The sequence below is a fragment of the Ornithinimicrobium humiphilum genome, from assembly GCF_006716885.1.
In the GTDB taxonomy this organism is placed as follows: domain Bacteria; phylum Actinomycetota; class Actinomycetes; order Actinomycetales; family Dermatophilaceae; genus Ornithinicoccus; species Ornithinicoccus humiphilus.
In genome coordinates, this window is sequence record NZ_VFPU01000001.1 from 1,273,363 (window position 1) to 1,297,166 (window position 23,804).

The window sequence follows — 23,804 nt, forward strand, 5'->3', positions numbered from 1 at the left end:
GTCCGACATCACTGAGCGCGGACCCACTGCTCGGCGTTCCACGAAACGCCGGTCTGGACCGCGGTGTGGCGGACGTTCTCCAGGGAGCTGTCGTAGCCGACCACACCGGGGTGGGCGAAGACCGGGATGCCGTAGAGGGTGTCCCACAGCTCCTTCTCGATGACCTTGACCTGCTCCAGGTGGACGGCCGGGTCGTTCGAGGAGGCCAGGGTGTTCCAGGCCTCGTCGACGGTCTCGTTGGAGTAGCCGCCCATGTTCTGGCCACCGTCGGTGGAGTAGATCGGCTGGCCCGAGGCGATCTGGCCGGAGCCGGCCCAGGCGAAGAGCGCGACCTCCCAGTCGCCGGCCTCGAGCGGACCGCCCTGCTGGAAGAAGGTCGGGTCACCGGCGTCGACGATGTCGAAGCCGGCCTCGTCGCAGGAGGCCTTGATGGTCGTGACCTGGTCGGTGCGGCGCTGGTTGGGCGCCGAGTAGCCGATGCGCACGGTGACCGGGGTGTCCAGGCCGGCCTCCTCCAGCTTGGCCTTGGCGGCCTCGATGTCGACCTGGTCGAAGCGACCGTCGTAGGCGGCGTCGAGGACCTCGGCGTAGTCGGGCTGGAAGGGGAACTTCTCGCGCAGGTTCATGACCTCCGCGTCGGGGTTGATCGGCTGGATCAGGTTCTGGACGATCTGCTGGCGGGGCACGCAGAGCGCGAAGGCCTCGCGGGCGGCCAGGCCACCCTGCTCGTCGGAGAAGACGCTGCCCTCGCCGAAGTTGAAGTCCAGGTGCTCCCAGGTCATCTCGTTGCCGGTCAGCACGCCGATGGAGTCGCCCATGTTGGTGAGCTGGTCGACGGTGTCGACGGTGGCCTGCGGCTCGATGACGTTGATGTCACCGTTCTGCAGGGCCTGAACGTGGGTCTCCGGCGCGGCGAACTTGAAGACCAGGTTCGCGGTCGCGGGCGGGGTGCCCCAGAAGTTCTCGTTGGGGACGAGGCCGAGGGACTGGTCCTTCTCCCAGACCGCACCCTCGAGGGTGTACGGGCCGCTGGAGGGGACGGTCGACTCGTCCTTGATCTCGTAGTCGTTGAAGGTCCAGCCGGTGTTCCAGAACTCCGCCACCTTGGCGACGGTCTCACCGTCGCCGTCGAGGATCGCCTGGGCCAGCTCGGCCGGCTCGAGGCCGGACTGCTGCGCCGCGACGTGGGAGGGGAGGGCCGCCGAGACGACGAGCTCCCAGTCCGGGTAGGCCTCGGGGTAGGTCACGCTGAAGGTCTTGCCGTCGACCTCGGCCTTCGGGGCCTCGGGGACGTAGCGGCCGAAGCTGTCGGAGACCGCGTCGAAGCCGAGGGCCTCGGCGCCGCCGAGCGCCTCGGGGTTGGAGGAGGCCCACTCGAGCAGGTAGTCGTTCGCCGTCACCGGGGTGCCGTCGGACCAGACGGCCTCGTCGGAGATCGTGTACTCGACGGTCAGCGGGTCCTCGGAGACGACCTCGTAGGAGCCGAACCACTCGTTGGGGTAGATCGTGCCGTCGGTGCCCCAGTACCAGAAGCCACCGAAGAGCTGGTTGTTGACGACCGCGTTGTAGGTCGAGTTGGTGCCGGGGGTGTTGCCGTTGTAGGCGTTGTACTGCTCCGAGCCGGTCGAGAACGAGACCTCGTCCTGGACGGTGACGACGTCGCCGAGGTCCGCCTTGCCGGTGGACTCCTCCTCGCCGGAGGTCTCCTCGTCGGTGGTGGCCTCGTCGTCGGTGTCGTCGGTGGCCTCGCCGGAGTCCGAGCCGCCCGCCGCGGTGGTGTCCGCGGGCTCGTCCGTCCCGGACGTGCAGCCGGCCAGGACGACGGCGCCGGCCGTCACGACGGCCATCGTGGCGCGCCTGATCTTCATAGTGCTCCTCTGCAGATGTGCGAGCAGCGGCTCACAGGGGGCTCGCGGCTCGGTTAGGTCGGGTGCGTGCAGTCTAACTGCACAGGTGTGGTCGGTGGGAGAACGTTTGCATAACGTTTGGGTGACGGTTCACGGACCCCCTCGTGGGGGCGCCGGGGACCGCCCATGATGGGCTCGCCACGGGTCGTAGGGGTCCGGGGCAGGGGCAGCAGGGGAGAGGTATGCCGTCAGCCAGCAGTCTCGTCGGTGCGGTCGTCACCGCCGCCGTGGTCGTCGTCGGGGGAGGCGTGGCCGTCACGGCCCTGCGCTCGGACCCGGGTCCGGACCGGGCCACGGTCGTCAAGGTCGTCGACGGGGACACGATCCACGTCGACTACGACGGCTCCACCCACAAGGTGCGGCTCCTCAACATCGACACCCCCGAGACCAAGCATCCCGGCAAGGCGGTCGAGTGCCTCGGTCCGGAGGCCACGGCATACCTGGAGGGCGTGCTGGAGGTCGGTGACGAGGTGCGGCTGGTCTTCGACCAGGAGCTGCACGACCGCTACGGCCGCGAGCTGGCCGGCGTCTACGAGGGTGACGTGCTGATCAACGCCGAGATCGCCCGGCGGGGGCTGGGCGTGCCGGTCTACTTCGCACCCAACAAGAAGTTCCTGCTCGAGGTCGAGACGGCCTTCGAGGAGGCCAAGGCAGCGGGTGTGGGGATGTTCGACCCCGAGGTGGGGTGCACCTATGCCGCACGCGTCGCCGACCACGAGGAGGCTGTCGTGGCCCTCGAGGCCTCGGCCGGTGCGCCGGAGGAGCGGGTGTCGGCGGCCGACGAGGTGGTGACCGCCGGTGTCGTGCTGCTGGCGCTGCTCGACGAGCCGGACGCGGGCACGCTGTCTGCCGCCGGGCTGACCGCGGCGGAGCTGGACGCACTGCGCGACCGCGTGACCGTGCTGCAGGAGCGGGCGCAGGCCGTGGCCGCCTCGGCGAAGGACGAGATCCAGCAGGCGAAGGAAGATGCCGAGCGGAAGAAGAAGGAAGAGGCCGAGCGGAAGAAGAAGGAAGAGGCGGAGCGCAAGGCGAAGGAGGAGGCCGAGCGGAAGGCTGCCGAGGAGGCGGCCGCCGCTGCGGAGGCTCAGCGCCGCGCCCAGCAGCCGGCGCCCCAGCCGGCGCCAGCTCCCCAGCCTGCCCCTGCTCCGGCTCCCCAGCCGGGGGCCGGATATACGGGATGCCGTGCTTATGTGGGCGGACCGTACGTGGACGACAAGGGTCGCCGCTACACGCCGATCGACTGCCAGACCAAGCAGCCGATCATCCCCTGACGACACGCCGGGGTGCGGCGACACGCCGCGTTCTCGGCGGCGTCGTCGGGCGCGATCCCAGTGGTGGCGCGGGAGAGGCGCGACACGGGCACAACTGGGCCCTCGGAGGTGTTGCATCTAGTAGCGGGATGCGCCTACGATTCCCACATCTAGTAGTTACAACGCTGTGGTTCGTCCACATGTTGTGCACAACCGGAGGGCGTGTTCCCACACGTCCTCCACAGGCCGTCCCCAGATGTTCCCACAGGACGCCTCTCGTCGGGGGGTGTTCGCTTCGCGCTGCCGAGGAGGCGAGAGATGCACTGCCCGTTCTGCCGTCACACCGACTCCCGGGTCGTCGACAGCCGCGTGCAGGAGGACGGCACGGTCATTCGGCGCCGCCGGCAGTGCCCCGAGTGCGGGCGTCGCTTCGGGACGGTCGAGACCGCGACGCTCGCGGTCATCAAGCGGTCGGGGGCCACCGAGCCGTTCAGCCGCGACAAGGTCATGAGCGGGGTGCGCAAGGCGTGCCAGGGGCGCCCCGTCTCGGAGGCGCAGCTGCAGGTCCTCGCCCAGCAGGTCGAGGAGTCGATCCGCTCGCTCGGTCAGGCGGAGGTCGACGCCCACGAGGTCGGCCTGGCGATCCTGGAGCCGCTGCGCTGCCTCGACGAGGTCGCCTACCTGCGTTTCGCCTCGGTCTACCAGGCCTTCGACTCCCTCGAGGACTTCGAGGCCGCGATCACCCTGCTGCGGGCCGAGCAGGACGCCCAGCGGGAGCCGGCGAGCAGCCCGGAACGCACCTAGCGGCCGGGCCGCGGTGCACGGCCGGGTCTGTCGGACCTCGGTGCTGGACTGCATACCGGACCGCCCCACGAGCACGTTGAACCACGCAAACCCACACCCACGAGGAGAGTTCTCATGACGGAGACGACCGGGGCCAAGACGCGCACGCGACGCGGCGGCAAGGGCCTGAAGATCGAGCGCATCTTCACGACCCCTGGCGTCCACCCCTACGACCAGGTCACCTGGGAGAAGCGGGACATCGTCCAGACCAACTGGAAGACCGGCGAGACGATCTTCGAGCAGCGTGGTGTGGAGTTCCCCGACTTCTGGTCGGCGAACGCCTCGACGATCGTCACGACGAAGTACTTCCGTGGTGCCGTGGGGACCCCCGAGCGCGAGACCGGTCTGAAGCAGCTCGTCGACCGCGTCGTGCTCACCTACGTCAAGGCCGGCAAGGACAACGGCTACTTCGCCTCCGAGGAGGACGCCGAGATCTTCGAGCACGAGCTGACCTACGCGCTCGTGCACCAGATCTTCTCGTTCAACTCCCCGGTGTGGTTCAACGTGGGCACCAAGAGCCCGCAGCAGGTCTCCGCGTGCTTCATCCTCTCCGTCGACGACTCGATGGACTCGATCCTCAACTGGTACCGCGAGGAGGGCAAGATCTTCCAGGGCGGCTCCGGCGCCGGCCTCAACCTCTCGCGCATCCGCTCCTCCAAGGAGCTGCTGTCCTCCGGCGGCACCGCCTCCGGCCCGGTCTCCTTCATGCGTGGCGCCGACGCGTCCGCGGGCACCATCAAGTCCGGTGGCGCGACCCGTCGTGCGGCCAAGATGGTCGTGCTCGACGTCGACCACCCCGACATCGAGGAGTTCATCGAGACCAAGGCGCGCGAGGAGGACAAGATCCGCGCGCTGCGCGACGCCGGCTTCGACATGGACCTGGGCGGCAAGGACATCGTGTCGGTCCAGTACCAGAACGCCAACAACTCCGTGCGCGTCTCCGACGAGTTCATGCGCGCCGTGGAGGAGGGCACCGAGTTCGGCCTGACCTCCCGCCTCGACGGCTCGGTCATCGACACCGTCGACGCCCGCGAGCTGTTCGAGAAGATGGCCAAGGCCGCCTGGGAGTGCGCCGACCCCGGCATCCAGTACGACGGCACGATCAACGACTGGCACACCAACCCCGAGACCGGCCGCATCACCGCGTCCAACCCGTGCTCGGAGTACATGTCGCTCGACAACTCCTCGTGCAACCTGGCCTCGATCAACCTGCTCAAGTTCCTGCGCGAGGACGACACCTTCGACGTGGAGACCTTCGAGAAGGTCACCGAGCTGATCTTCACGGCGATGGACATCTCCATCTGCTTCGCTGACTTCCCGACCGAGGCGATCGGCCAGACCACCCGTGACTACCGCCAGCTGGGCATCGGCTACGCCAACCTCGGCGCGCTGCTCATGGCGACCGGCCACGGCTACGACTCCGAGGGCGGCCGTGCGGTCGCCGCGGCGATCACCTCGCTCATGACGGGCGCCGCCTACAAGCGCTCCGCCGAGCTCGCCGAGGTCGTCGGCCCCTACAACGGCTACGCCCGCAACGCCGACGCCCACAAGCGCGTCATGCGCAAGCACCAGGCCGCCAACGACGAGCTGCGCACGCTCGGCTCGATGGACCGCCAGATCCACAAGGCCGCCACCAAGGCCTGGGACGACGTCATCAAGCTGGGCGAGAAGAACGGCTTCCGCAACGCACAGGCCTCGCTGCTGGCCCCGACCGGCACCATCGGCTTCATGATGGACTGCGACACCACCGGCATCGAGCCCGACTTCTCCCTGGTGAAGTTCAAGAAGCTCGTCGGCGGCGGCTCGATGCACATCGTCAACCAGACGATCCCGCGGGCGCTCAAGCGCATGGGCTACACCGAGGAGACCATCGAGGCGATCGTCGAGTACATCGCCGAGAACGGTCACGTCATCGACGCCCCGGGCCTGAAGACCGAGCACTACGAGGTCTTCGACACCGCGATGGGCGCCCGGGCCATCAGCCCGATGGGTCACGTCCGGATGATGGCGGCCGTCCAGCCGTTCCTCTCCGGCGCGATCTCCAAGACGGTCAACCTGCCCGAGTCGGCCACCGTCGAGGAGATCGAGGAGGTCTACCTCCAGGGCTGGAAGATGGGCCTGAAGGCGCTCGCGGTCTACCGCGACAACTGCAAGGTCGGGCAGCCGCTGTCCGACGGCAAGGCCGCCAAGGACGACAAGAAGGCCGAGAACGAGGCCGAGCCCAAGGTCGAGAAGGTCATCGAGTACCGCCCTGTCCGCAAGCGTCTGCCCAAGCGCCGCACCAGCCAGACCACGAGCTTCGCGGTCGGTGGCGCCGAGGGCTACCTCACGGCCGGCACCTACGACTCCGGCGAGCTGGGGGAGATCTTCCTCAAGTTCGGCAAGCAGGGCTCGACCCTGGCCGGTGTCATGGACGCCTTCTCGATCGCCGTCTCGATCGGCCTGCAGTACGGCGTGCCGCTGGAGACCTTCGTCGAAAAGTTCACCAACCTGCGCTTCGAGCCGGCCGGTCTGACCGACGACCCGGACGTGCGCATGGCGCAGTCGATCATGGACTACGTCTTCCGTCGCCTGGCGCTGGACTACCTGGACTTCGAGTCCCGGTCGTTCATGGGCATCCACTCCGCCGAGGAGCGGGCCCGCCAGCTCGAGACCGGCTCCTACGCCCCCGTCACGTCCGACAGCGGTGACGAGGACTACGAGGACGAGCTCGAGACGCTGAGCCAGAGCGCCGCCGTCAAGCCTGAGCCCAAGGCCAAGAAGGCGGAGAAGGTCGAGGACAACTCCGGCGCCGGTGCGGCCGACGCCCGTGCGGTCAGCGGCGAGATCCACTCCTCCGCCGAGCTCATGGAGCAGTTCGCCGGCAAGGTGAACGACGCCCCGATCTGCATGACCTGCGGCACGAAGATGCGGCCGGCCGGTTCGTGCTACGTCTGCGAGGGTTGCGGCAGCACCAGCGGCTGCAGCTGATCGAGGAGGACTCGGAGGGCCCGACACCGCATGGTGTCGGGCCCTCCGGCATTCTCGTAAATCGACTCACTGCTCGGCTGCGGTGGTTTGTGAGACAGACCTGGCAAGCTGACGGCGTGCAGCCAGGGATCTACGAATCGCTAGTGACATCGGGGCTCTTGTCGCGCCTTCCTGGGGATGACGGCGTGATGGCTCGGATTGAGCGCGTCGATAGCGCGGACCTTCCTGAAGTGCTCGCGCGCCACGTGCGAGACGTCGTGCATCAGCGCCTCAGGGCGGTGAAGGACCCAGCTCAACAGTTGAGCTTGGTGAACTCTCTAGTGAATTCCCTCGAGGCTGTTCCTGACATTGTGGCGGAGCCGGCCCGGCAGCTCCTTGCTCTCACGCCGCCAGATGGGACCAAGGCGCGAAAAGTGCAGCGCCCGGCCACGCCCTTGAGCGATGCGGCCTTGCTGACCAACGCTCCAGGCGAACCGAACTTGGGGTTCGAGCTGATGGCGGAGCTGGAAACGGCGGACCGTGTTGACCTGCTGATTGCCTTCGTGAAGTGGTACGGGCTGCGTCTGCTTGCCCCTCACCTCACGCGCCTTTGCGAGCGCGGCGTGCCCCTGCGGGTGATCACGACGACGTACATGGGAGCAACCGAACGAAAGGCGATCGACCGCCTCGTCCGTGAGTTTGGGGCCGAGGTGCGCATTCAGTACGACGCTCAACGGACACGACTCCACGCCAAGGCGTGGTTGTTTGAGCGGCATACCGGATTCGACACCGCATACGTCGGTTCGTCAAACCTGTCGCGTGCCGCGCTTCTCGACGGTGTCGAGTGGAACGTCCGATTGTCACGCATTGCCACGCCCAGCCTGCTCGATAAGTTCCAGGCGACGTTTGAGACGTACTGGAACGATCGCTCGTACGAGCTGTACGACCCTGACCGCGACGGGGACCGTCTGGACGACGCGCTCGCAGAGGCTGGTGGAAAGAGGCAGCACTCAGGTGTCACCTTGACCTTGTCTGGGTTGGCGGTGCGACCGTTCCCTTATCAGCAGGAGATGTTGGAGGCGCTCACAGCCGAGCGAACGCAGCATGATCGACATGCCAATCTCGTGGTTGCCGCCACGGGCACAGGCAAGACGGTCGTTGCAGCCCTGGACTACCAGCAGCTCTTTTCAGCGTTGGGGCACCGGCCCTCGCTGCTCTTCGTCGCACACCGGCGCGAGATCCTCGAGCAGTCGCTACGGACGTATCGAGAGGTGCTCGCCGACGGGGACTTCGGAGAGCTCTACGTCGGTGGAGCCAGGCCAGAGCGATGGCGGCACGTCTTCGCCAGCATCCAGTCGTTGAGCTCGTACGGAGTCGACAACATCGCGCCAGACGCGTTCGACGTGGTGGTCATCGACGAGTTCCACCACTCCCAGGCATCAACCTACCGACGGCTGATCCGTCACCTCGAGCCGAAGGAGCTGCTCGGTCTCACCGCCACCCCCGAGCGCGCCGACGGACTGGACGTGCGGCAGTTCTTCGATGGCCGAACGGCCGTGGAGTTGCGATTGTGGGACGCCTTGGGAGCGGACCTGCTCTGCCCCTTTCACTACTTCGCCGTAGCAGACAACACGGACCTGCGGAGCATCTCCTGGAAGCGCGGCCGTTACGACGAGGGGGAGCTCACCAACCTCTACACGGGTAATGACGCAAGGGCCGCAATCGTCCTGCAGCAGGTGCGCGACAAGGTCCCAGACCCCCATGCGATGAGGGCGTTGGGCTTCTGTGTTGGTGTGGAACATGCCCGATTCATGGCGCAGGCGTTTGCACGCGCTGGTATCCCAGCTCGCGCGGTGAGTGGAGACACCCCTCCCCACGAGCGCGACCAAGCCTTGCGCGACCTTCGGGATCGCAGGGTCAATGTGCTCTTCGCTGCCGACCTCTTCAATGAGGGACTGGATCTGCCAGATGTGGATACCGTCCTGTTTCTTCGCCCAACGGAGAGCGCCACGATCTTCCTGCAGCAGCTCGGACGCGGGTTGCGCCGCACCTCCGAGAAGGCTGTCCTGACGGTATTGGACTTCATCGGGTACCACCGCAAGGAGTTCAGTTTCGAGGGCAAGTTCAAAGCTTTGACGGGTAGTTCCCGCAGGGCGCTCGTGGACGGCCTCGAACGGGGCTTCCCCTTCCTGCCCGCTGGATGCCAGATCGTCATGGATAAGCAGTCCCAGACGATCGTCTTGGAGAACATCCGGTCGCAGGTCACGACGAGGTGGAACAAGATCGTGGCCGAACTGCGCTCGCGAGGAGATGCTGAGCTGGGTATCTTCCTGGACGAGACCGGACTGGAACTGGCCGACATCGTGCGGCAAGGGAGGACCTCGTGGACCCAGTTGCGTCGTGACGCGGGCTTGCCCACCCGCGAGGGGAGCGTCCTTGAAGACAGACTCCTCGCGCGAGTTCGAGCCTTTGCTCATGTCAATGACCGTGAGCGCGCGCAAGGGTACACCCGCCTGCTGGCTGATGACGCCCCGCCCTATGACGAGTTGACAAGTGTTGAGCAACGCCTGGCGCAGATGCTGTTCTTCTCGCTCTGGCCGGATGGGGGTGGCCATGAGAGCTACCAGGCCGGGCTCGAAGCCCTTCGGCGAGAGGCGTGTCTCCGGGACGAGCTCCGCAGCGTTATCGATGTCTCGTTCGATGGAGCGCGGCTGTCCACCGTGGCTCTGAGCGGACCGCTAGCGGGCATTCCGCTGCAAGTCCACGGGCGCTACCAACGGGAGGAGGTCCTAGCGGCGCTGGGATATGTGGCACCTGATGGCCGCAAGCCCAACTCGTTCCGGGAGGGTGTCCTCTACGTGCCAGAGGTCAACGTGGACGCGTTCTTTGTCACTCTGAAGAAGTCAGAAGTGAACTACTCGCCGACGACGATGTACCGGGACTACCCGATCAGTCCGACGCTCTTCCACTGGGAGTCGCAGTCAACGACCTCTATCGAGTCGAAGACCGGGCAGCGATACATCAATGGGTTCAGCCACGTGCTGCTGTTTGCCCGCCAGGAGCAGAAGGATGCCTTCGGGACGAGCTCCTACCTTTTTCTCGGCCCAGCGCGGTACGTCAGCCATTCGGGGAGTCGGCCCATCGCCCTGACGTGGCAGCTCGACCATCCGATGCCTACCGAGTTCTTCGCGGCGGCCAGCGTCGTTGCGAGCTAAGCCGGGTAGAACGGAACTTGCTCGAGCAATAGACCGGCCGCGGTGTCAGCGTCTGCTTTCACCGCGGCCGGTCCGCGTCACAGGGCGATCGTCACTTCACGGTCGTCTTGTTGTAGTTCTTCCCCTTGCCGTCGGGACGGTAGTTCTTCTCGACGTTGCCGGCTGCGTCCACCGAGAAGAAGTTGATCGTGGTGCCCTTGGGAACCGTGATCGTCTCCGCTCCCTCTCGGACGCCGGAGGCGGCGTACAGGGTGGAGTCGAAGGTGGGCGCGGACCCGTCCAGCGTGTAGAAGACCGAGGCGGGCTCGGACACGTCGAACGTGACGTCGATCATGCCGGGCGTGGCGCTGGGCTTGGAGACGACCGAGCTGCTCGGCTTCTGGTGATCCTTGTCGAGGTCGTACGCGACGCGCATGAGCTCGATCAGACCGTTCGCGTACTCCTGCGACTCCGCGTGCGCCGAGGCGCCGGCAGGGTTGGCGTTCTCGAACGGCGGCTGGAACTGGGTGCCGACCTCGAAGTTCCAGCCGTAGATGCCGTACTTGTACCAGAGCATGTCACCGGAGTTTCCGGCCGCCGAGTACAGGACGTCGGAGATCGGGCCGGTGCGGGCCGGCGTGACCGACATGCCGCGGTAGCGCTTGATCTCGGTGAGGATGCGCGACGAGGCGCCCCAGAAGAAGGCCTCGTCCGCCAGGCTCGGACGCGGCGCCGAGATCCGACCCGGGGTGATGTACGCACCCGGCGACCACATGAAGTAGTTGCCCGAGCTGTGCAGGTTCATCGAGAACTTGATGTTCCTGTTGGTGGCCGCGATCCAGTCGATGTTGCGGCTCTCCGGCTCGCTGAACTCGGCGGGACCCGCGTAGGTGTCGCTGGTGCAACTGGAGCTGGCGCCGTTGTAGCCGTCGAACCGGCTGTAGGTGTCGTAGTTGCGGTTGATGTCCACGCCCCACGAGTTCCGGGCGCTGAAGTCGGCGTTGCCCGTCAGCGCGCAGTGCCGCGTCATGTTGCGGCGCTGCGAGGCGTAGTCGTAGAACGAGTAGTGACCACCGTCGGGGTTGACCGAGGGCACGATCCAGATGTCGAGGTTGTTGACCAGCTGCTTGGTCTTGCCGTCGTGCGCGTAGTTGCGCAGCAGGCGCTCGGCGGCCTCGATCGTCACGAGCGGCGGGACCCACTCGCGCGCGTGCTCCTGGGCGTAGGCCAGGACACCCATCTTGGAGCCGTCGCGGACCTTGCCGATCCGCAGCGCGTAGACCGTCTGCGGCTCGCGCGAGACCGAAGCGGGCGCCTGCAGGCCGTCGGTGAGGGTGGCCGTGCCGGCCGCCACGACACCGGTGCCGGCGTTGCCGCGGTAGGTGTAGGCCGTCACCAGGTCGCTCGCCTCGGGCGAGGCGTTGATGGCCGCCGCCACCTGCGCCGCCGTGCTCGTCACGGCACCGCTCGCGTTGGTCGCCAGGCTGACGGTGATGTTCTTGCCGCTGACGGAGACGTTCAGCGGGCTGTTCGCGGTGCCGGGGTTGACCGTCGAGACGACGATGCCGTTGCCCCCCTCGTGACCCCATGCCTTGGAGTCGATGCCCACCCGGTTCGCGTTCGCGGTGCCGAGCAGGCCCTGCGCCAGGCGGCGGTAGCCGTTGGTCTTGTAGGGGAGCTCGACGATCTCCGAGATCTGCGGGAACTCGGCCTGCAGGTCGTGGATGCGCTGGTAGAGCTCGGTCGGGGTGAGGTAGGAGTTGATGAAGTCGGTCTGGTAGTTGGGGCCGAAGATGCTGTCGCCCTCGATCGGCAGCCAGTCCGTGACCTCGACGACGACGCTGTCACCGCTCGGGCTGGTGACCCGGATCTTGTCCGGGCGGGTCGAGACGGTCGATGCGCCGCGGTGGTACATGTAGACGCTCGCGTCCACGAAGCGGGTGATGTTCTGGGTGCCGCCGGAGCCGATCTCCGTACCGGGGCCGCTGTCGCGCTCGACGAGCAGCGTCGACGTGGAGTTCTGACCGTTGGTCCACTTCGCCTCGACCGAGAGGTAGCCCTGGCCGAAGTTGGTGTAGTAGTCGGCGCGGATGACCTTGACGTCGGCCACCTCGGCCGACGCAGCAACCTCCGCGGCGAACGCAGCGTTCTCGGCGCGGGCGGCCGAGATGGTCGCCTCGCGCTCGGCGAGCGCAGCCTCGGTGTCGTCCTCGTCGTGCACGACGTCACCGATGTTGAAGCCGTAGGCAGCGAGGGCAGCGACCTCGCCCGGGGTGGCGACGACGTGGGCGGTGTAGGTGCCGTCCGGGTTGTCGTGGACCGCGTGGTCCAGGTCGGCGCCGGTGTCGACGAGGCGGTCGAGCTCGGTGGCGTCAGCGACGACGACTTCGACCACGCTGGCCTCTTCGTCGGCCTCCCGCATGAGCTCCGGGAGGGCCTCGGTGCCGACCGCGGCGGGCACCGTGAAGGTGGATGCGATGAGAGCGGCGCCGCAGGTGAGCGACATGGCCCCGCCGAAGGCGCGGGCCCGTAAGGATCTGGACATACTGCCTTGTATCTCCTTGGGTGGGTGGGGAGCGCCGCTCCCCAGCACTGGGATGGATGCCGGCACGCCGGCGGGCGGACCCCCGCGCCATGTATAGCGTCGCTTTACAAGTGCGTCAACATTCCCTTACGGAAAGTCGGCCAGTACGCCGGTACGCGTGTTAATGGCTGTGGTGCCAAGTTGGGGTTGGAACTCCGCTGTCTGTCGCACGGGACGCGCGTGGGTGATGGTGGCCTAGGTCGGCCCGGTCCGACCTGGATGCTCTTGCGGTCTGCGGTTCCCCCCCAGATCGTGGAGGGCTTGCGGCTACGCGGCGTCCGGGATGGGCGTCGCGGTGGTCTGCTCGTAGTTGACCGGGGACATCATGCCAGCGGCGCTGTGCCGGCGTTGGTGGTTGTAGAACCCGTAGGCCCAGTCGATGACGACGGCCCGGGCCTGGGCCCGGGTGTCGAACTCGTGCCGGGACAGGACTTCCCACTCCAGGGAGGAGAAGAACGCCTCGGCGGCGGCGTTGTCGAAGCACGAGCCGACCCGGCCCATCGACTGGCGGATCCCGAGGTCGGCGCAGAGCCGGGTGAACGAGGTCGCCGTGTAGGTCGAGCCCCTGTCGGTGTGGAAGATGACGCGGTTGGCCTCGTCCTCGCGCCAGATCGCCTCCTTGCCGCCGCGAGCGGTGACGGCCATCCGGATCGCCGCGCACGCCAGGTCAGCGTCGGGGTGGGCGCTGGTCGCGGCGCCGAGCAGCCGGCGCGAGTCAGGTCGATCACGGTGGCCAGGTACAGCTTGCCCTCGGCCGTGGGGATCTCGGTGATGTCGCCGACCCACTTGTCGTTGGGCGCCGGCGCGGTGAAGTCGCGACGCACCAGGTCCGGGAACTTGGGTGCGGTCCTGTCCTGCCTGGTCAGGCCGCTGCGGCGCTTGATCACGCGGGCCACCAGGCCCTGACGGCGCATCGACTCGGCGACCGTCTTCTCGCTGACCCGCCATCCGGCCTCGCGCAGGTCCTCGCGCAGGCGGGGCGATCCGTGCAGGCCCTCCGCCTTGCGAAACGCGACGGCCACGGCCCGGTCGACGGTGTCGCGCCGCCGGTCGGTGTCGGTGAACAGCCCGCTCGCGGCGCCCGGGCCGTCCGCGCGCTTGATCCACTTGTAGAACCACGCCTCGGAGACTCCGAGCAGCGCGCAGACGGTCGTGTGGCACGGCGTAGTTGGTCCTCTGGTCGGCGATGAAGCGTGCCACGCTCACTTCGTCGCCTCCTTCACCCACAGGACCACGGATCGCTTGAGGACATCGCGCTCCATCCGCAGCTCGGCGACCTCGGCGCGGAGCCGTTTCAGCTCCTCGTAGTCGTCCTTGGACAGCTCGCCATGACCTTCGCGTGCGGCACGAGCGCGTTGGACCCAGTTGCCCAGCGTGCCCTCGTTCACGCCCAGATCTCGAGCGACCTGCGCGATCGGCTTGTTCGTCTCCTCGACGATCCGGACCGCTCCCTCACGGAACTCCCGGTCGTACTTCTTGCGCTTCTGTGGCATCTCGATCCTCATTGTGGATGCCTCTACGCTCCGGGGGGGGGGGGGGGGGGGGGAACCTCAGTCCGTCGCCAGCGCTGGATGCTCGTGGGAGACGGCCGCGGGCGCGGAACCGGAGGTGGCCCGGCTTGTCGGTCGAACCGCAGCGTCCATCGGCGGTGGCCTAGGGGCTTAAGTTGATATAGCGCACGTTTAGTAGAGGTAAAGAGCCACGATGGCGGACTTTGTGGCCGGTCAAGCCTGTGGGTATCCTCCGCGGTGGGGGCAAGTATCGCGCCCAACTCTGGGCGAGTTGGTCCAACTCGCCTGCCCTTTGTGTGGACGTAGTCCATCAGTCAGTCACAGGAGAACAGTCGATGTCGACCATTCCGCCTCCTGCGCCGGGGAGCAGCCCGATGCAGGACCAGCAGTTCACCTCCGCGAAGGACGCCAAGGCTCAGGCCAAGGCTGCCAAGGCTTACCGCAAAGCCAGCCGACCGTGGTTTAAGAAGAAGCGGTTCTGGCTCCTGGGCCTGATCGCCCTGTTCGTCATCATCGGTATTGCGACGTCTGGTGGCGACGACCCTGCCGCGGACAGCACAACCTCGGCGGGCCAGACGGCCCAGCAGCCCGCGGCTTCGAATGACGCTGCGGCTGAAGATGACGCTGCCGCCGAGGAGGAGGCCCCCGCCGAGGAGGAGGCCCCCGCCGAGGAGCCTGCCATGGAGGTGACGGCTCAGGAGATGATCGCGGACCTCGAGAACAACGCTCTCGCTGCGGCGAACAAGTACGAGGGTAAGAAGATCATCGTCACCGGCTACCTCGACAACATCGATGCCTCTGGTGACTACTTCAGCATCCGCGGTGATGATGAGTTCACCTTTACCGGTGTGCAGCTCTACATCGATGACAGCCACCTTGACGCTGTGAGCGGCTTCTCCATCGGACAGGAGGTGACCGTCACGGGAACGGTCACCGACGTTGGCGAGATCCTGGGCTACTCGGTCGACGTGGAGTCCATCAACTGACTCAGGTCACCACGCCAGTAAGGGCGCCCAGGCAAAGCCTGGGCGCCCTTACTCTTGTCGTCGCTGCGTCGCCAGGCGAGAGCGAGAAGGCGGTGCTGAGGCTCAGGCCTCGGTGACCGGGGTCGCCTCCGGCTCCTCGACCACCTCGTCGCCCTTGCGACCCAGCGGGATGGTCGTGAGCAGACCGATGATCAGGGCCACGGTGCCGGTCCAGGCCGCCACGGAGACACCCTGGGTCAACGCCTCGCGGGCCGCGTCGGCGATGTAGGCCGTCGCCGGGTTGCTGGAGAGCTGGCCGATGAGCGCGCCGGCGGAGTCCGAGACGCCCTTGACGATGGCGCCCACGCTCGGGTCGGCGGCGATCTCCTCGCTCAGGCGCGACTCGGTGCCGGAGCGCAGCGTCGTGAAGAGCGCCGTGCCGAGGATCGCGATGCCGAGCGCCGAGCCCACCTGGCGCGAGGTCGACTGGGTCGAGGACGCCTGGCCGGACTTGTCGACCGGCACGTCCACGAGGATCAGCTGGGTCAGCTGGGCGGTCGCGAAGCCCACGCCCATGCCGTAGAAGAACAGCGGCACGCCGGTCACCCAGAGCGAGGAGTCGGGCTTGAGCAGCAGCGCGAGGGCCGCGAGGGAGAGGATCTCCAGGACGATGCCGAGCCGCACGAGCTGGACCGGCTGGAAGCGCTTGGAGAGCCCGGAGATGGCGCCGCTGGCCAGGAACGAGCCGACGGCGAGCGGCAGCAGGGCCAGGCCGGCCTGCAGGGCGTCCATGTCACGGACGTACTGGAACCACAGCGGCAGGGACAGGATCAGGCCGAACTCGCCGAGCGAGACGGTCAGCGCGGTGATGTTGCCGTTGCTGAAGGACTTGATGCCGAAGAGCGTGACGTCGACCAGGACCGACTTGCCGGCGCGCACCCGGGCGCGCTCCCACATGGTCAGGCCGGCGAGCACGATGATCGCGCCCACGAAGAGCACCGGGATGATGCTGAAGTCGCCCAGGCTGACCTCGGCCGACTCGGTCGCCTTCCACCAGCCGTGGGCGCGGCCCTCGATGAGGGCGAAGACGAGCATGCCGAAGCCGAGGATCGAGGCGGCGGCGCCCACCCAGTCGGTGAAGCGCGGGGCGTCGTGCTGACGCGACTCCGGCACGCAGGTCAGCAGCAGGGCGATGACGACGACACCGAACGGCAGGTTGATCCAGAAGGCCCAGTGCCAGGAGAAGGCGGAGGTCAGCCAGCCGCCCAGGACCGGCCCGACCGCGGCCATCGACCCGATGGTCGAGCCCCAGACGGCGAACGCGATGGCCCGCTCGCGGCCCTGGAAGGTGGCGTTGAGCAGCGCGAGCGTGGTCGGGAGGATCATCGAGCCACCGACGCCCTGCAGGGCGCGGGCCGCGATGAGGAAGGTGCCCGTCGGGGAGAACGCGCACAGGATGCTCGCCACGACGAAGATGACGAGACCGGTGACAAGGACGCGTCGCCGGCCGAGCCGGTCGCTCATCGTGCCCCACACCATCAGGAGGGCGGCGAAGACGAGCGTGTACATCTCCTGGACCCACTGCACCTGGGTCGTGGAGAGATCCAGCGACTCGATGATGTTGGGCATCGCGACCGAGACGATGGTCGCGTCCATGATGATCAGTGCCACGCCCACCGAGATCGCGGCGAGCCCCCACCACCGAAGCCGGTGGAACCGTTCAGTATCTGTACTCACGTAGAACCAGGATACTCCGGTTTTCGACACGTAGTCGACAAAAAAAGTCGGGTCAGTTCCGAGCCCTCACGGCATACCTCACGTGGGTCGCGTAGCGGGAGCTCCAGACCCGCAGGATCTCGAGGTCGAGGTCCTGCTCGAAGCCCTCGAAGAGCCGCTTCCCACCACCGAGGACCACCGGCGCCGTGGAGATCGCGAGCTCGGTCGACCACCCCCGCCCGCAGCCCCTGGCGTATGACGTCCGCGCCACCGCCGAGCGACACGGTGCCGCCGCCGGAGAGCTCGCGCGCCCGCGCCAGCGCCGCCTCGAAGTCGTCGACGAAGACGAATCCCGCGGCCGGGTCGGGCTGGTCCTCGACGCGATGGGTGAGCACGACCAGGGGACCGCCGAAGGGGTTGGTCCCGCCCCAGCCGCCGGCCGCGTCGTACATGCCCCGCCCCACCACGCCGACGCCGAGCCCCTGGCCCGCGTGGTCGTCCGGACCGACGACAGCCGTCCACCGAGGTGGAGATCGAGGCGACGACCTTGCTGCTCATGACGTGCTCCTTCGGGTGGGGTCACCTGGTCCGACCCGCCCATCTCGGCAAAGTCATCGCCCGTCGGCGGTGTCCTCTGGCAGGGTTGGTGCACCGGAGCAGGAGGACGACAGTGGCAGCACGGGGGCAGCGGCGAGGCCGACGGGTATGGCGCTGGGTGCGCCGGCTGGTGCTCTACCCGCTGCTGGCGCTCATCCTGGTCGTCGCCGGCACGGTCGCCTGGGTCCAGGCCACGATCTACCGCGCGCCCGACCCCGAGACCCGTCCGCTCGCGCTGACCGGCGCGACGGTGCTCGTCGGACCTGACCTCGAGCCCCTGACCGGCGCGACGGTGCTCGTTCGCGGCGGTCGCGTCGCGCAGGTCGGACCGGCGGGCGAGGTGACGGTCCCCGAGGACGCCCGCGTGATCGACCTCGCCGGCGCCACCGTGCTGCCCGGGCTCGTCGACTCCCACGCCCACCTCCTCGCGCCGAGCGGGACGAACGCCGTGACCAGCATCGCGTCGTGGGCCAACCACTACTTCAGGTATGCCGCAGCGCGCCGGGAGGCGTACCTGCAGCACGGCATCACCTCGGTGCGGAGCATGGGCGACGACCCGCAGTGGGTCCTGGAGCTGAGGCGGCGGGTCGACGCCGGTGAGCTCGCGGGGCCCCGTGTCTTCGCCGCCGGGCCGGTCTTCACCACGCCCAACGGCCACCCCGTCGTCACGCTCGGCGGCAGCACCGAGGACCCCGGCGTCCGTGTGCCATCCACCCCGGAGGAGGCCCGGGCCCAGGTGCGCGAGCTGGCCACCGGGGAGCACCCCGTCGACCTGGTCAAGGTGATCCAGGAGCGGGGCGACCCGGCCCGTCTGGTCATGGACCCGATCCCGCTGCCCGTGCTGGAGGCGATCGTCGACGAGGCGCACGCGCACGACATACCCGTCTTCGCGCACTGGGGCACGCAGGAGGACCTGACCGACGTGCTCGAGGCGGGCGTCGACGGGCTCGACCACCTCGAGCCGCGGGGCACCGCCGACGGCTGGGACCCCGACCTCCTCGCGCGCGTCGTCGCCGACGGCGTCACCCTCGCGCCGACCTTCGCCGTCATGGAGCCCAAGATGCGCGACACGCTGCTGCCCACCCAGCAGGAGCGCTTCGCCGAGTTCCTCGACGCGGGCGGGCGACCGGTCGCGGGCAGCGACGCCCCGATGAACGGCCTGGAGTTCGGGGCCTCGTTGCTCCACGAGCTCGAGCTGATGGTCGAGGCCGGCGCGAGCCCGCGGCAGGCACTGCGGGCCGCGACCTCGACCGCCGCGGAGGTGCTGCGGTCCGACGAGATCGGGGTGATCGAGGAGGGTCGCCCGGCTGACCTGCTCGTCGTCGACGGCGACCCGCTGACCGACATCACGGCGGTGAAGCAGGTCCTCCTCGTGCTGCGCGACGGCACACAGGTCGTCGACCACCTGCCCTGACCAGCGCCGCCCCTCACCCTCCGAGCAGGTCGCCCAACCCTCCGCTGCGGCCGGTCCGCTCGCCGCTGCCGCTGGTCTGGGCGTTCTCCGCCGGCTGGACCAGGACGTGCCCGTTCCCCCTGAAGGCCATCTGGATCGTCTCGCCCGTCCCGCCGCGGATCAGCGAGCCGAGCCCGCCGGTGTCGACCCGCACGTCCATCCGCACGCCGGCGGTCCACAGCACGACCGCGTGCGCGTCGGCGAACGTCGGCGCCTGCCCCACGTCCAGGGCGACGGGCTCACCCTTGCTGGTCACCGCGACATACCCCGAGCCCTTGAGCACGACGTTGAACAGGCCGCCGGCCATCATCCCGCCCCGCACGGCGACCCGGTGGATGTCCCAGTCGATCGAGGAGCTGAAGGCGAGCACGTTGGCACCGTTGACCGAGATCATGTCGTTGTCGAGGTAGAGGATCTGGACGTCGGCGGCGCTGTCGGCGAGGAAGAGCTCGCCCTGGCCGGTGCACTCCATGATCGGCACCCCCTCGCCGGTCATCGCCTTCTTCAGCATGCGGTCCAGCCCGCCCGAGCCGCGGTTGGCGAAGCGGATGTCACCCTGGTAGGCCACCATCGAGCCGATCCGGGCGCTCACCGGCCCGTAGTCCATCCGCACCTTGAGCAGCTTGGAGTTCTGCCGGACGAACTGGTCGCGGGACTCGGTTTCCTTGAACTCCTCGAAGAGGGAGCCGTGGATCGCCATGGGTGCTTCTCCTTGCCTGGGCGGGTCGTCGACGCGGTATGCGGCCGGGCCGGCGGGCGAGGAGGCCCCCGGACCGTCCATGACCGAGTGTGGTCGGTGGTGAAGGCACTTGTCAGCAAGGGAGCAGGCAACGACGGGACTTCTCGGCACGGCGATGAAGCCCTCGAACGAGCTCGCCGGGCAGGCACCTCACCCCGCACCTGGCCCTTGCCGCATCCCCTGGAGAGCCGCTTTACTGTTCCCACGCTCACCGTCGAGAGAGGTCGCCCCCATGCGCCCAGCCCCAGCAGCTCCCCGGCGGTTCCTGGCCATCACGGCCCCTCTCCTCGCCGTGCTCCTCCTCACGGCCTGCGGTGGAGGCGATGACGCGACCAGGGAGGAGCCGGTGGCTGCGGCCGAGGATCCCGCCGCCGAGGACCCCGACGACGGGGGAGCGGGGGACACCGGTGAGGGCGACTCCGGCCAGGAGGGCGCCGCGATGGACGAGACCGAGGACGTGGTCGCCGAGGAGGCGGCCGGGTCCGACGAGGCCACCCGGGTCTGCGACGCGCTGACCGCGGCGGACCCCGACACCGCCTTCGCGGACCTGACCTTCGACACCCCGCAGCCCGGCACCGACGTCGCCGCCTGCCGCATGGCGCTGACCAACGCCGAGGGCGAGGGCCTGTCCGCCGCCCTGGACCAGAACGACCTGTTCTCGGTCTACCAGGAGCAGTACGCCGATGACGAGGACGTCTACCGCGAGATCCCCGGGCTGGGCGAGGAGGCCTTCATCCTCAACGACGCCCAGCTGCACGTCCGGCAGGGGGACGAGCGGTGGATGATCACCCTCCAGGCGTTCGTCTTCGGCGACGACCCGGCCATGCCGGAGCCGTCGGCCACCGAGGCCGGGCTGACGGAGATCGCGCGCACCCTCCTCGACCGGTAGCCGTCCCGGGCTGGTTTCATGCACCCGTGACTCACCCCGAGCCCGGGCACGCCCGCGGCACCTCCGCATACCGCCGCCTCCTGGCCGCGCTGCTGTGCGCGGGCATCGCGACCTTCGCCCAGCTCTACTCCCCGCAGGGCGTGCTGCCGCAGATCGCCACGGACCTCGGGACGAGCGCCGACCGAGCCGCCCTGACCGTCTCGGCCGCGACGCTGGGGCTGGCGCTCGCCGTCGTGCCGTGGTCCTTCGTCGGCGACCGGTTCGGGCGGCTGCGGTCGATGATCGTCGCCGTCGTGGGCGCCACGGTGCTCGGTCTGCTCTCGGCCTGGGCCCCCACCTTCGAGCTGGTGCTCGCCCTGCGGCTGCTCGAGGGCGCGGCGCTCGGCGGCGTCCCCGCCCTGGCGATGGCCTACCTCAACGAGGAGGTCGACGCCCGCGCCGCCTCGGTCGCCGCGGGCTGGTTCGTGGGCGGCACCACCGTCGGTGGGCTGCTCGGGCGGGTGGTCGCCACGCCGGTCGCGGACGTCAGCTCCTGGCGGGTGGGTATGACGACCGTCTCGGCGATGGCGGCGCTCGCCGCCGTCGCCTTCGTCGCCCTCGCACCCCGGGAGCGGCGCTTCGTGGCCGTGCGCGTCGGGACCGTCCTGGACCAGACCCGCCGGGTGCTCGTCAACCTGCAGGACCGGTCGCTCGTGGGGCTCTACCTGTCGGCCTTCCTGCTCATGGGCGGCTTCGTCGCCGTCTACAACTACCTCGGCTTCCGGCTGACGGCAGAGCCCTACCTGCTGCCCGGCTGGGTGGTCGGGCTCGTCTTCCTCGCCTACCTCGCGGGCACCGTCTCCGCGCCGCGGGCGGGGGAGCTGGCCGCCCGGCACGGGAGGTATGCCGTGCTCGTCGGCAGCGTCCTCGTCATGCTCGCCGGCCTCCTGCTCACCCTCACCGGTCCGCTGTGGCTGGTGCTGACGGGCCTGGTCGTGCTCACCGCCGGCTTCTTCGGCGCGCACTCCGTGGCGTCCGGGTGGGCCGGAGCCCGGGCGGTGACGGCCCGTGGCCAGTCGACCGGCCTCTACAACCTGGCCTACTACGCCGGCTCCAGCGTGCTCGGCTGGGCCGGTGGCCTGGCCTTCGAGGCGGTGGGCTGGCCCGGCGTCGTCGCCTGCGTCGCCACGGCTGCGCTCGCGACACTGGCGGTTCAGCGGGTGCTGGTGCGCGCCGACTCGGTAGCGTAAGGGCGCCGTCCCCGACGTCGAGGAGTCCCGCCATGGCCGACCGCGATCCCGTCCAGGGAGACTACCTGCGCGACTACGGAATCGACCCGGACCGTGGGGCCGAGATCGAGCAGCAGTCGCCCGGGGAGCGCGACCCCGGTCTGGAGGAGCGTCCCAACCGCATCCGGTGGATCGGCCTGGCGGCCGGCCTCCTGGCTGCGCTGCTCGTCTACTTCGTGATGCCCGGGGACGTGGCGCACGCGGCACGGCTGACCGCGGCCGTCGCCGTTCTCATGGGTGTCTGGTGGATGACCGAGGCGCTGCCGATCCCCGTCACCGCCCTCGTCCCGCTCGTCGTCTTCCCCGTCCTCGGTGACGCCAGCGTCAACGATGTGGGGGCGTCATACGGCAACAACATCATCTTCCTCTTCATGGGCGGCTTCATGCTGGCGCTGGCCATGCAGCGGTGGAACCTGCACCGGCGCATCGCGCTGGTCACCGTGCGCGCCATGGGGACCAACCCCGCCATGGTCGTCGCCGGCTTCATGATCGCCACCGGCTTCCTGTCGATGTGGGTGTCCAACACCGCCACGGCCGTGATGATGCTCCCCATAGGGGTGTCCGTCCTGCTGCTCGTCGCCCGCCTGGGCACCGCGACCGCTGCGGCGGGTGAGGACGGCGCCCTGGACCGGGTCGACGCGGACGCCGACCCGACCTCCCAGGAGGTCAAGGACGCGGTCATCGAGTCCAACTTCGGCACCGCCCTCATGCTCGGGATCGCCTACGCCGCGTCGATCGGCTCGCTCGGCACCATCATCGGCACCCCGCCCAACACCCTGCTGGTCGGCTACCTCGCGGAGAACCACGACATCACCATCGGCTTCGGCCAGTGGATGATGGTCGGCGTCCCGCTCGCGGTGATCTTCCTGGCGATCTGCTGGTTCCTGCTGACCAAGGTCTTCTTCAAGCCCGAGATCGACGAGATCCCCGGGGGTCGCGAGATGATGACCAAGGAGATCGACAAGCTGGGCCGGATGTCCCAGGGGGAGATCCGGGTGCTGGCCATCTTCGTGCTCGCGGCCGCCTCTTGGGTCAGCATCCCGCTCCTCTTCGACGAGCCGCCGATCGACGACGCCGGCATCGCCATGACCATCGCCATCCTCCTCTTCCTCCTGCCGGCCGGTGCCGCCCGTGGCGTGCGCCTGCTGGACTGGAACAGTGCGGTCGCGCTGCCCTGGGGCGTCCTGCTCCTCTTCGGTGGCGGGCTCGCGCTCTCCGCGCAGTTCGGCTCCTCGGGGCTGACCGAGTGGATCGGCACCCAGGCCGAGGGCCTCGGCGGGCTGCCGATGGTGCTCCTCGTGGTGATCTTCACCGCCGGCATCATCTTCCTCACCGAGCTGACGTCCAACACCGCGACGGCCGCGACCTTCCTGCCGGTCGCCGGCGGTGTCGCGCTCGGCCTCGGCGTCGACCCGATGCTGCTCGCCATCCCGGTCGCGCTCGCCGCCACCTGCGCGTTCATGCTGCCGGTGGCGACGCCGCCCAACGCCATCGCCTTCGGCTCCGGCTACGTGACCATCCCGCAGATGGTCAAGGCCGGCCTCTGGCTCAACCTCATCGGCATCGTGCTCGTCACGGCCACGGTGATGACGCTGGCTGTCTGGGTCTTCAGCATCGTCTACTGACGGCGGCGGTTAGCCTGCTCGGATGGGACTCTTCGGCAACGACGACCAGATCCGCTCGCTGACCAGGCAGGTCACCGACCTCAAGGCCCAGGTCCAGCGCCTGACAGCCGTGGTGGAGCTGCTCGCCCGTGAGCAGGGCGTGAGCACCGCCGCCCTGGCCGCGGTCGCGCCCGCCGAGGAGCCCTGGGTCGACGAGGCACGCCGGATGAAGGCCGAGACCGGGCCCATCGCCGCCATCAAGCTCGTCCGCGAGCGGACCGGCATGGGGCTGCGCGAGGCCAAGGAGGCCGTCGACCGCCTCTGAGGGTCGCCGC

The 23,804-nt window shown here is 68.6% G+C and carries 17 protein-coding genes and 1 pseudogene; 10 read left to right on the forward strand and 8 right to left on the reverse strand.

The window, feature by feature from the left end:
- Positions 1 to 8 precede the first annotated feature (8 nt).
- Complete coding sequence (locus FB476_RS05870) at positions 9 to 1,868, reverse strand: ABC transporter substrate-binding protein (protein WP_170233538.1); 1,860 nt, start codon at positions 1,866 to 1,868, stop codon at positions 9 to 11.
- Positions 1,869 to 2,089: 221 nt separating this feature from the next.
- Here FB476_RS05870 and FB476_RS05875 point away from each other — a divergent pair, with 221 nt between their 5' ends.
- The 4 genes from FB476_RS05875 (at position 2,090) to FB476_RS05890 (ending at position 10,164) form a co-directional block, all read left to right on the forward strand.
- Complete coding sequence (locus tag FB476_RS05875) at positions 2,090 to 3,178, forward strand: thermonuclease family protein (RefSeq protein ID WP_141817955.1); 1,089 nt, start codon at positions 2,090 to 2,092, stop codon at positions 3,176 to 3,178.
- Between the two features lie 297 nt (positions 3,179 to 3,475).
- Entirely contained in the window at positions 3,476 to 3,961 is a 486-nt protein-coding gene (gene nrdR / locus FB476_RS05880) for a transcriptional regulator NrdR (protein ID WP_141817956.1), read from the forward strand.
- Positions 3,962 to 4,075: 114 nt separating this feature from the next.
- Positions 4,076 to 6,970, forward strand: a complete 2,895-nt coding sequence (locus FB476_RS05885; RefSeq protein ID WP_141817957.1) for a vitamin B12-dependent ribonucleotide reductase — start codon at positions 4,076 to 4,078, stop codon at positions 6,968 to 6,970.
- 116 nt (positions 6,971 to 7,086) lie between these two features.
- On the forward strand, positions 7,087 to 10,164 hold the full coding sequence (locus FB476_RS05890; RefSeq protein WP_238329568.1) for a DEAD/DEAH box helicase: 3,078 nt from the start codon (positions 7,087 to 7,089) through the stop codon (positions 10,162 to 10,164).
- A 91-nt stretch (positions 10,165 to 10,255) separates the two neighbouring features.
- Here the strand turns inward: FB476_RS05890 and FB476_RS05895 are convergent, their stop codons facing one another.
- The 4 genes and pseudogenes from FB476_RS05895 to FB476_RS05905 all read right to left on the reverse strand — a co-directional run bounded on the left by FB476_RS05895 (position 10,256) and on the right by FB476_RS05905 (position 14,232).
- Entirely contained in the window at positions 10,256 to 12,688 is a 2,433-nt protein-coding gene (locus FB476_RS05895; RefSeq protein ID WP_141817958.1) for a M14 family metallopeptidase, read from the reverse strand.
- A gap of 306 nt (positions 12,689 to 12,994) precedes the next feature.
- Entirely contained in the window at positions 12,995 to 13,675 is a 681-nt protein-coding gene (locus tag FB476_RS16630; protein ID WP_238329569.1) for a DDE-type integrase/transposase/recombinase, read from the reverse strand.
- Positions 13,612 to 13,866: pseudogene (locus FB476_RS17210) on the reverse strand (IS3 family transposase); the annotation flags it as partial. The pseudogene FB476_RS17210 and the gene FB476_RS16630, both read right to left, overlap by 64 nt.
- A gap of 63 nt (positions 13,867 to 13,929) precedes the next feature.
- Entirely contained in the window at positions 13,930 to 14,232 is a 303-nt protein-coding gene (locus FB476_RS05905; RefSeq protein ID WP_202876915.1) for a transposase, read from the reverse strand.
- A gap of 341 nt (positions 14,233 to 14,573) precedes the next feature.
- On the opposite strand from FB476_RS05905, the gene FB476_RS05910 reads away from it, so the two are divergent.
- Positions 14,574 to 15,224 carry an OB-fold protein gene (locus FB476_RS05910; RefSeq protein ID WP_141817959.1) on the forward strand — a complete coding sequence of 217 codons (651 nt, stop codon included), beginning with the start codon at positions 14,574 to 14,576 and terminating at the stop codon, positions 15,222 to 15,224.
- Between the two features lie 102 nt (positions 15,225 to 15,326).
- Here the strand turns inward: FB476_RS05910 and FB476_RS05915 are convergent, their stop codons facing one another.
- Both FB476_RS05915 and FB476_RS16640 read right to left on the reverse strand, forming a co-directional pair.
- Positions 15,327 to 16,940, reverse strand: coding sequence for an MFS transporter (locus FB476_RS05915; protein ID WP_238329570.1), 1,614 nt, complete (start codon positions 16,938 to 16,940; stop codon positions 15,327 to 15,329).
- 52 nt (positions 16,941 to 16,992) lie between these two features.
- Entirely contained in the window at positions 16,993 to 17,190 is a 198-nt protein-coding gene (locus tag FB476_RS16640; RefSeq protein WP_202876916.1) for a dihydrofolate reductase family protein, read from the reverse strand.
- A 399-nt stretch (positions 17,191 to 17,589) separates the two neighbouring features.
- Here FB476_RS16640 and FB476_RS05925 point away from each other — a divergent pair, with 399 nt between their 5' ends.
- Positions 17,590 to 18,930 carry an amidohydrolase family protein gene (locus FB476_RS05925; protein WP_141817960.1) on the forward strand — a complete coding sequence of 447 codons (1,341 nt, stop codon included), beginning with the start codon at positions 17,590 to 17,592 and terminating at the stop codon, positions 18,928 to 18,930.
- Between the two features lie 13 nt (positions 18,931 to 18,943).
- Here the strand turns inward: FB476_RS05925 and FB476_RS05930 are convergent, their stop codons facing one another.
- Positions 18,944 to 19,669, reverse strand: a complete 726-nt coding sequence (locus tag FB476_RS05930; RefSeq protein ID WP_141817961.1) for an AIM24 family protein — start codon at positions 19,667 to 19,669, stop codon at positions 18,944 to 18,946.
- Positions 19,670 to 20,054: 385 nt separating this feature from the next.
- Between FB476_RS05930 and FB476_RS05935 the strand changes: the two genes are divergently transcribed.
- Genes FB476_RS05935 through FB476_RS05950 form a run of 4 tightly spaced genes read left to right on the forward strand, consistent with a single transcriptional unit; the run spans position 20,055 to position 23,794 of the window.
- Positions 20,055 to 20,597 carry a hypothetical protein gene (locus tag FB476_RS05935; protein ID WP_141817962.1) on the forward strand — a complete coding sequence of 181 codons (543 nt, stop codon included), beginning with the start codon at positions 20,055 to 20,057 and terminating at the stop codon, positions 20,595 to 20,597.
- Between the two features lie 26 nt (positions 20,598 to 20,623).
- Positions 20,624 to 21,826 carry an MFS transporter gene (locus tag FB476_RS05940; protein ID WP_141817963.1) on the forward strand — a complete coding sequence of 401 codons (1,203 nt, stop codon included), beginning with the start codon at positions 20,624 to 20,626 and terminating at the stop codon, positions 21,824 to 21,826.
- 32 nt (positions 21,827 to 21,858) lie between these two features.
- On the forward strand, positions 21,859 to 23,490 hold the full coding sequence (locus FB476_RS05945) for an SLC13 family permease (RefSeq protein ID WP_141817964.1): 1,632 nt from the start codon (positions 21,859 to 21,861) through the stop codon (positions 23,488 to 23,490).
- Positions 23,491 to 23,512: 22 nt separating this feature from the next.
- Positions 23,513 to 23,794, forward strand: a complete 282-nt coding sequence (locus tag FB476_RS05950; RefSeq protein WP_141817965.1) for a ribosomal protein L7/L12 — start codon at positions 23,513 to 23,515, stop codon at positions 23,792 to 23,794.
- Positions 23,795 to 23,804: the final 10 nt, after the last annotated feature.

What these genes read in the sequence shown, in the direction of transcription:
- FB476_RS05895 (WP_141817958.1), bottom strand. Translation starts at nt 12,688, where the DNA reads ATGTCCAGATCCTTACGGGCCCGCGCCTTCGGCGGGGCCATGTCGCTC.
- FB476_RS05910 (WP_141817959.1), top strand. Translation starts at nt 14,574, where the DNA reads ATGTCGACCATTCCGCCTCCTGCGCCGGGGAGCAGCCCGATGCAGGAC.
- nrdR (WP_141817956.1), top strand. Translation starts at nt 3,476, where the DNA reads ATGCACTGCCCGTTCTGCCGTCACACCGACTCCCGGGTCGTCGACAGC.
- FB476_RS05945 (WP_141817964.1), top strand. Translation starts at nt 21,859, where the DNA reads ATGGCCGACCGCGATCCCGTCCAGGGAGACTACCTGCGCGACTACGGA.
- FB476_RS05950 (WP_141817965.1), top strand. Translation starts at nt 23,513, where the DNA reads ATGGGACTCTTCGGCAACGACGACCAGATCCGCTCGCTGACCAGGCAG.
- FB476_RS05905 (WP_202876915.1), bottom strand. Translation starts at nt 14,232, where the DNA reads ATGAGGATCGAGATGCCACAGAAGCGCAAGAAGTACGACCGGGAGTTC.
- FB476_RS05930 (WP_141817961.1), bottom strand. Translation starts at nt 19,669, where the DNA reads ATGGCGATCCACGGCTCCCTCTTCGAGGAGTTCAAGGAAACCGAGTCC.
- FB476_RS05875 (WP_141817955.1), top strand. Translation starts at nt 2,090, where the DNA reads ATGCCGTCAGCCAGCAGTCTCGTCGGTGCGGTCGTCACCGCCGCCGTG.
- FB476_RS16630 (WP_238329569.1), bottom strand. Translation starts at nt 13,675, where the DNA reads ATGGCGGGTCAGCGAGAAGACGGTCGCCGAGTCGATGCGCCGTCAGGG.
- FB476_RS05870 (WP_170233538.1), bottom strand. Translation starts at nt 1,868, where the DNA reads ATGAAGATCAGGCGCGCCACGATGGCCGTCGTGACGGCCGGCGCCGTC.
- FB476_RS05885 (WP_141817957.1), top strand. Translation starts at nt 4,076, where the DNA reads ATGACGGAGACGACCGGGGCCAAGACGCGCACGCGACGCGGCGGCAAG.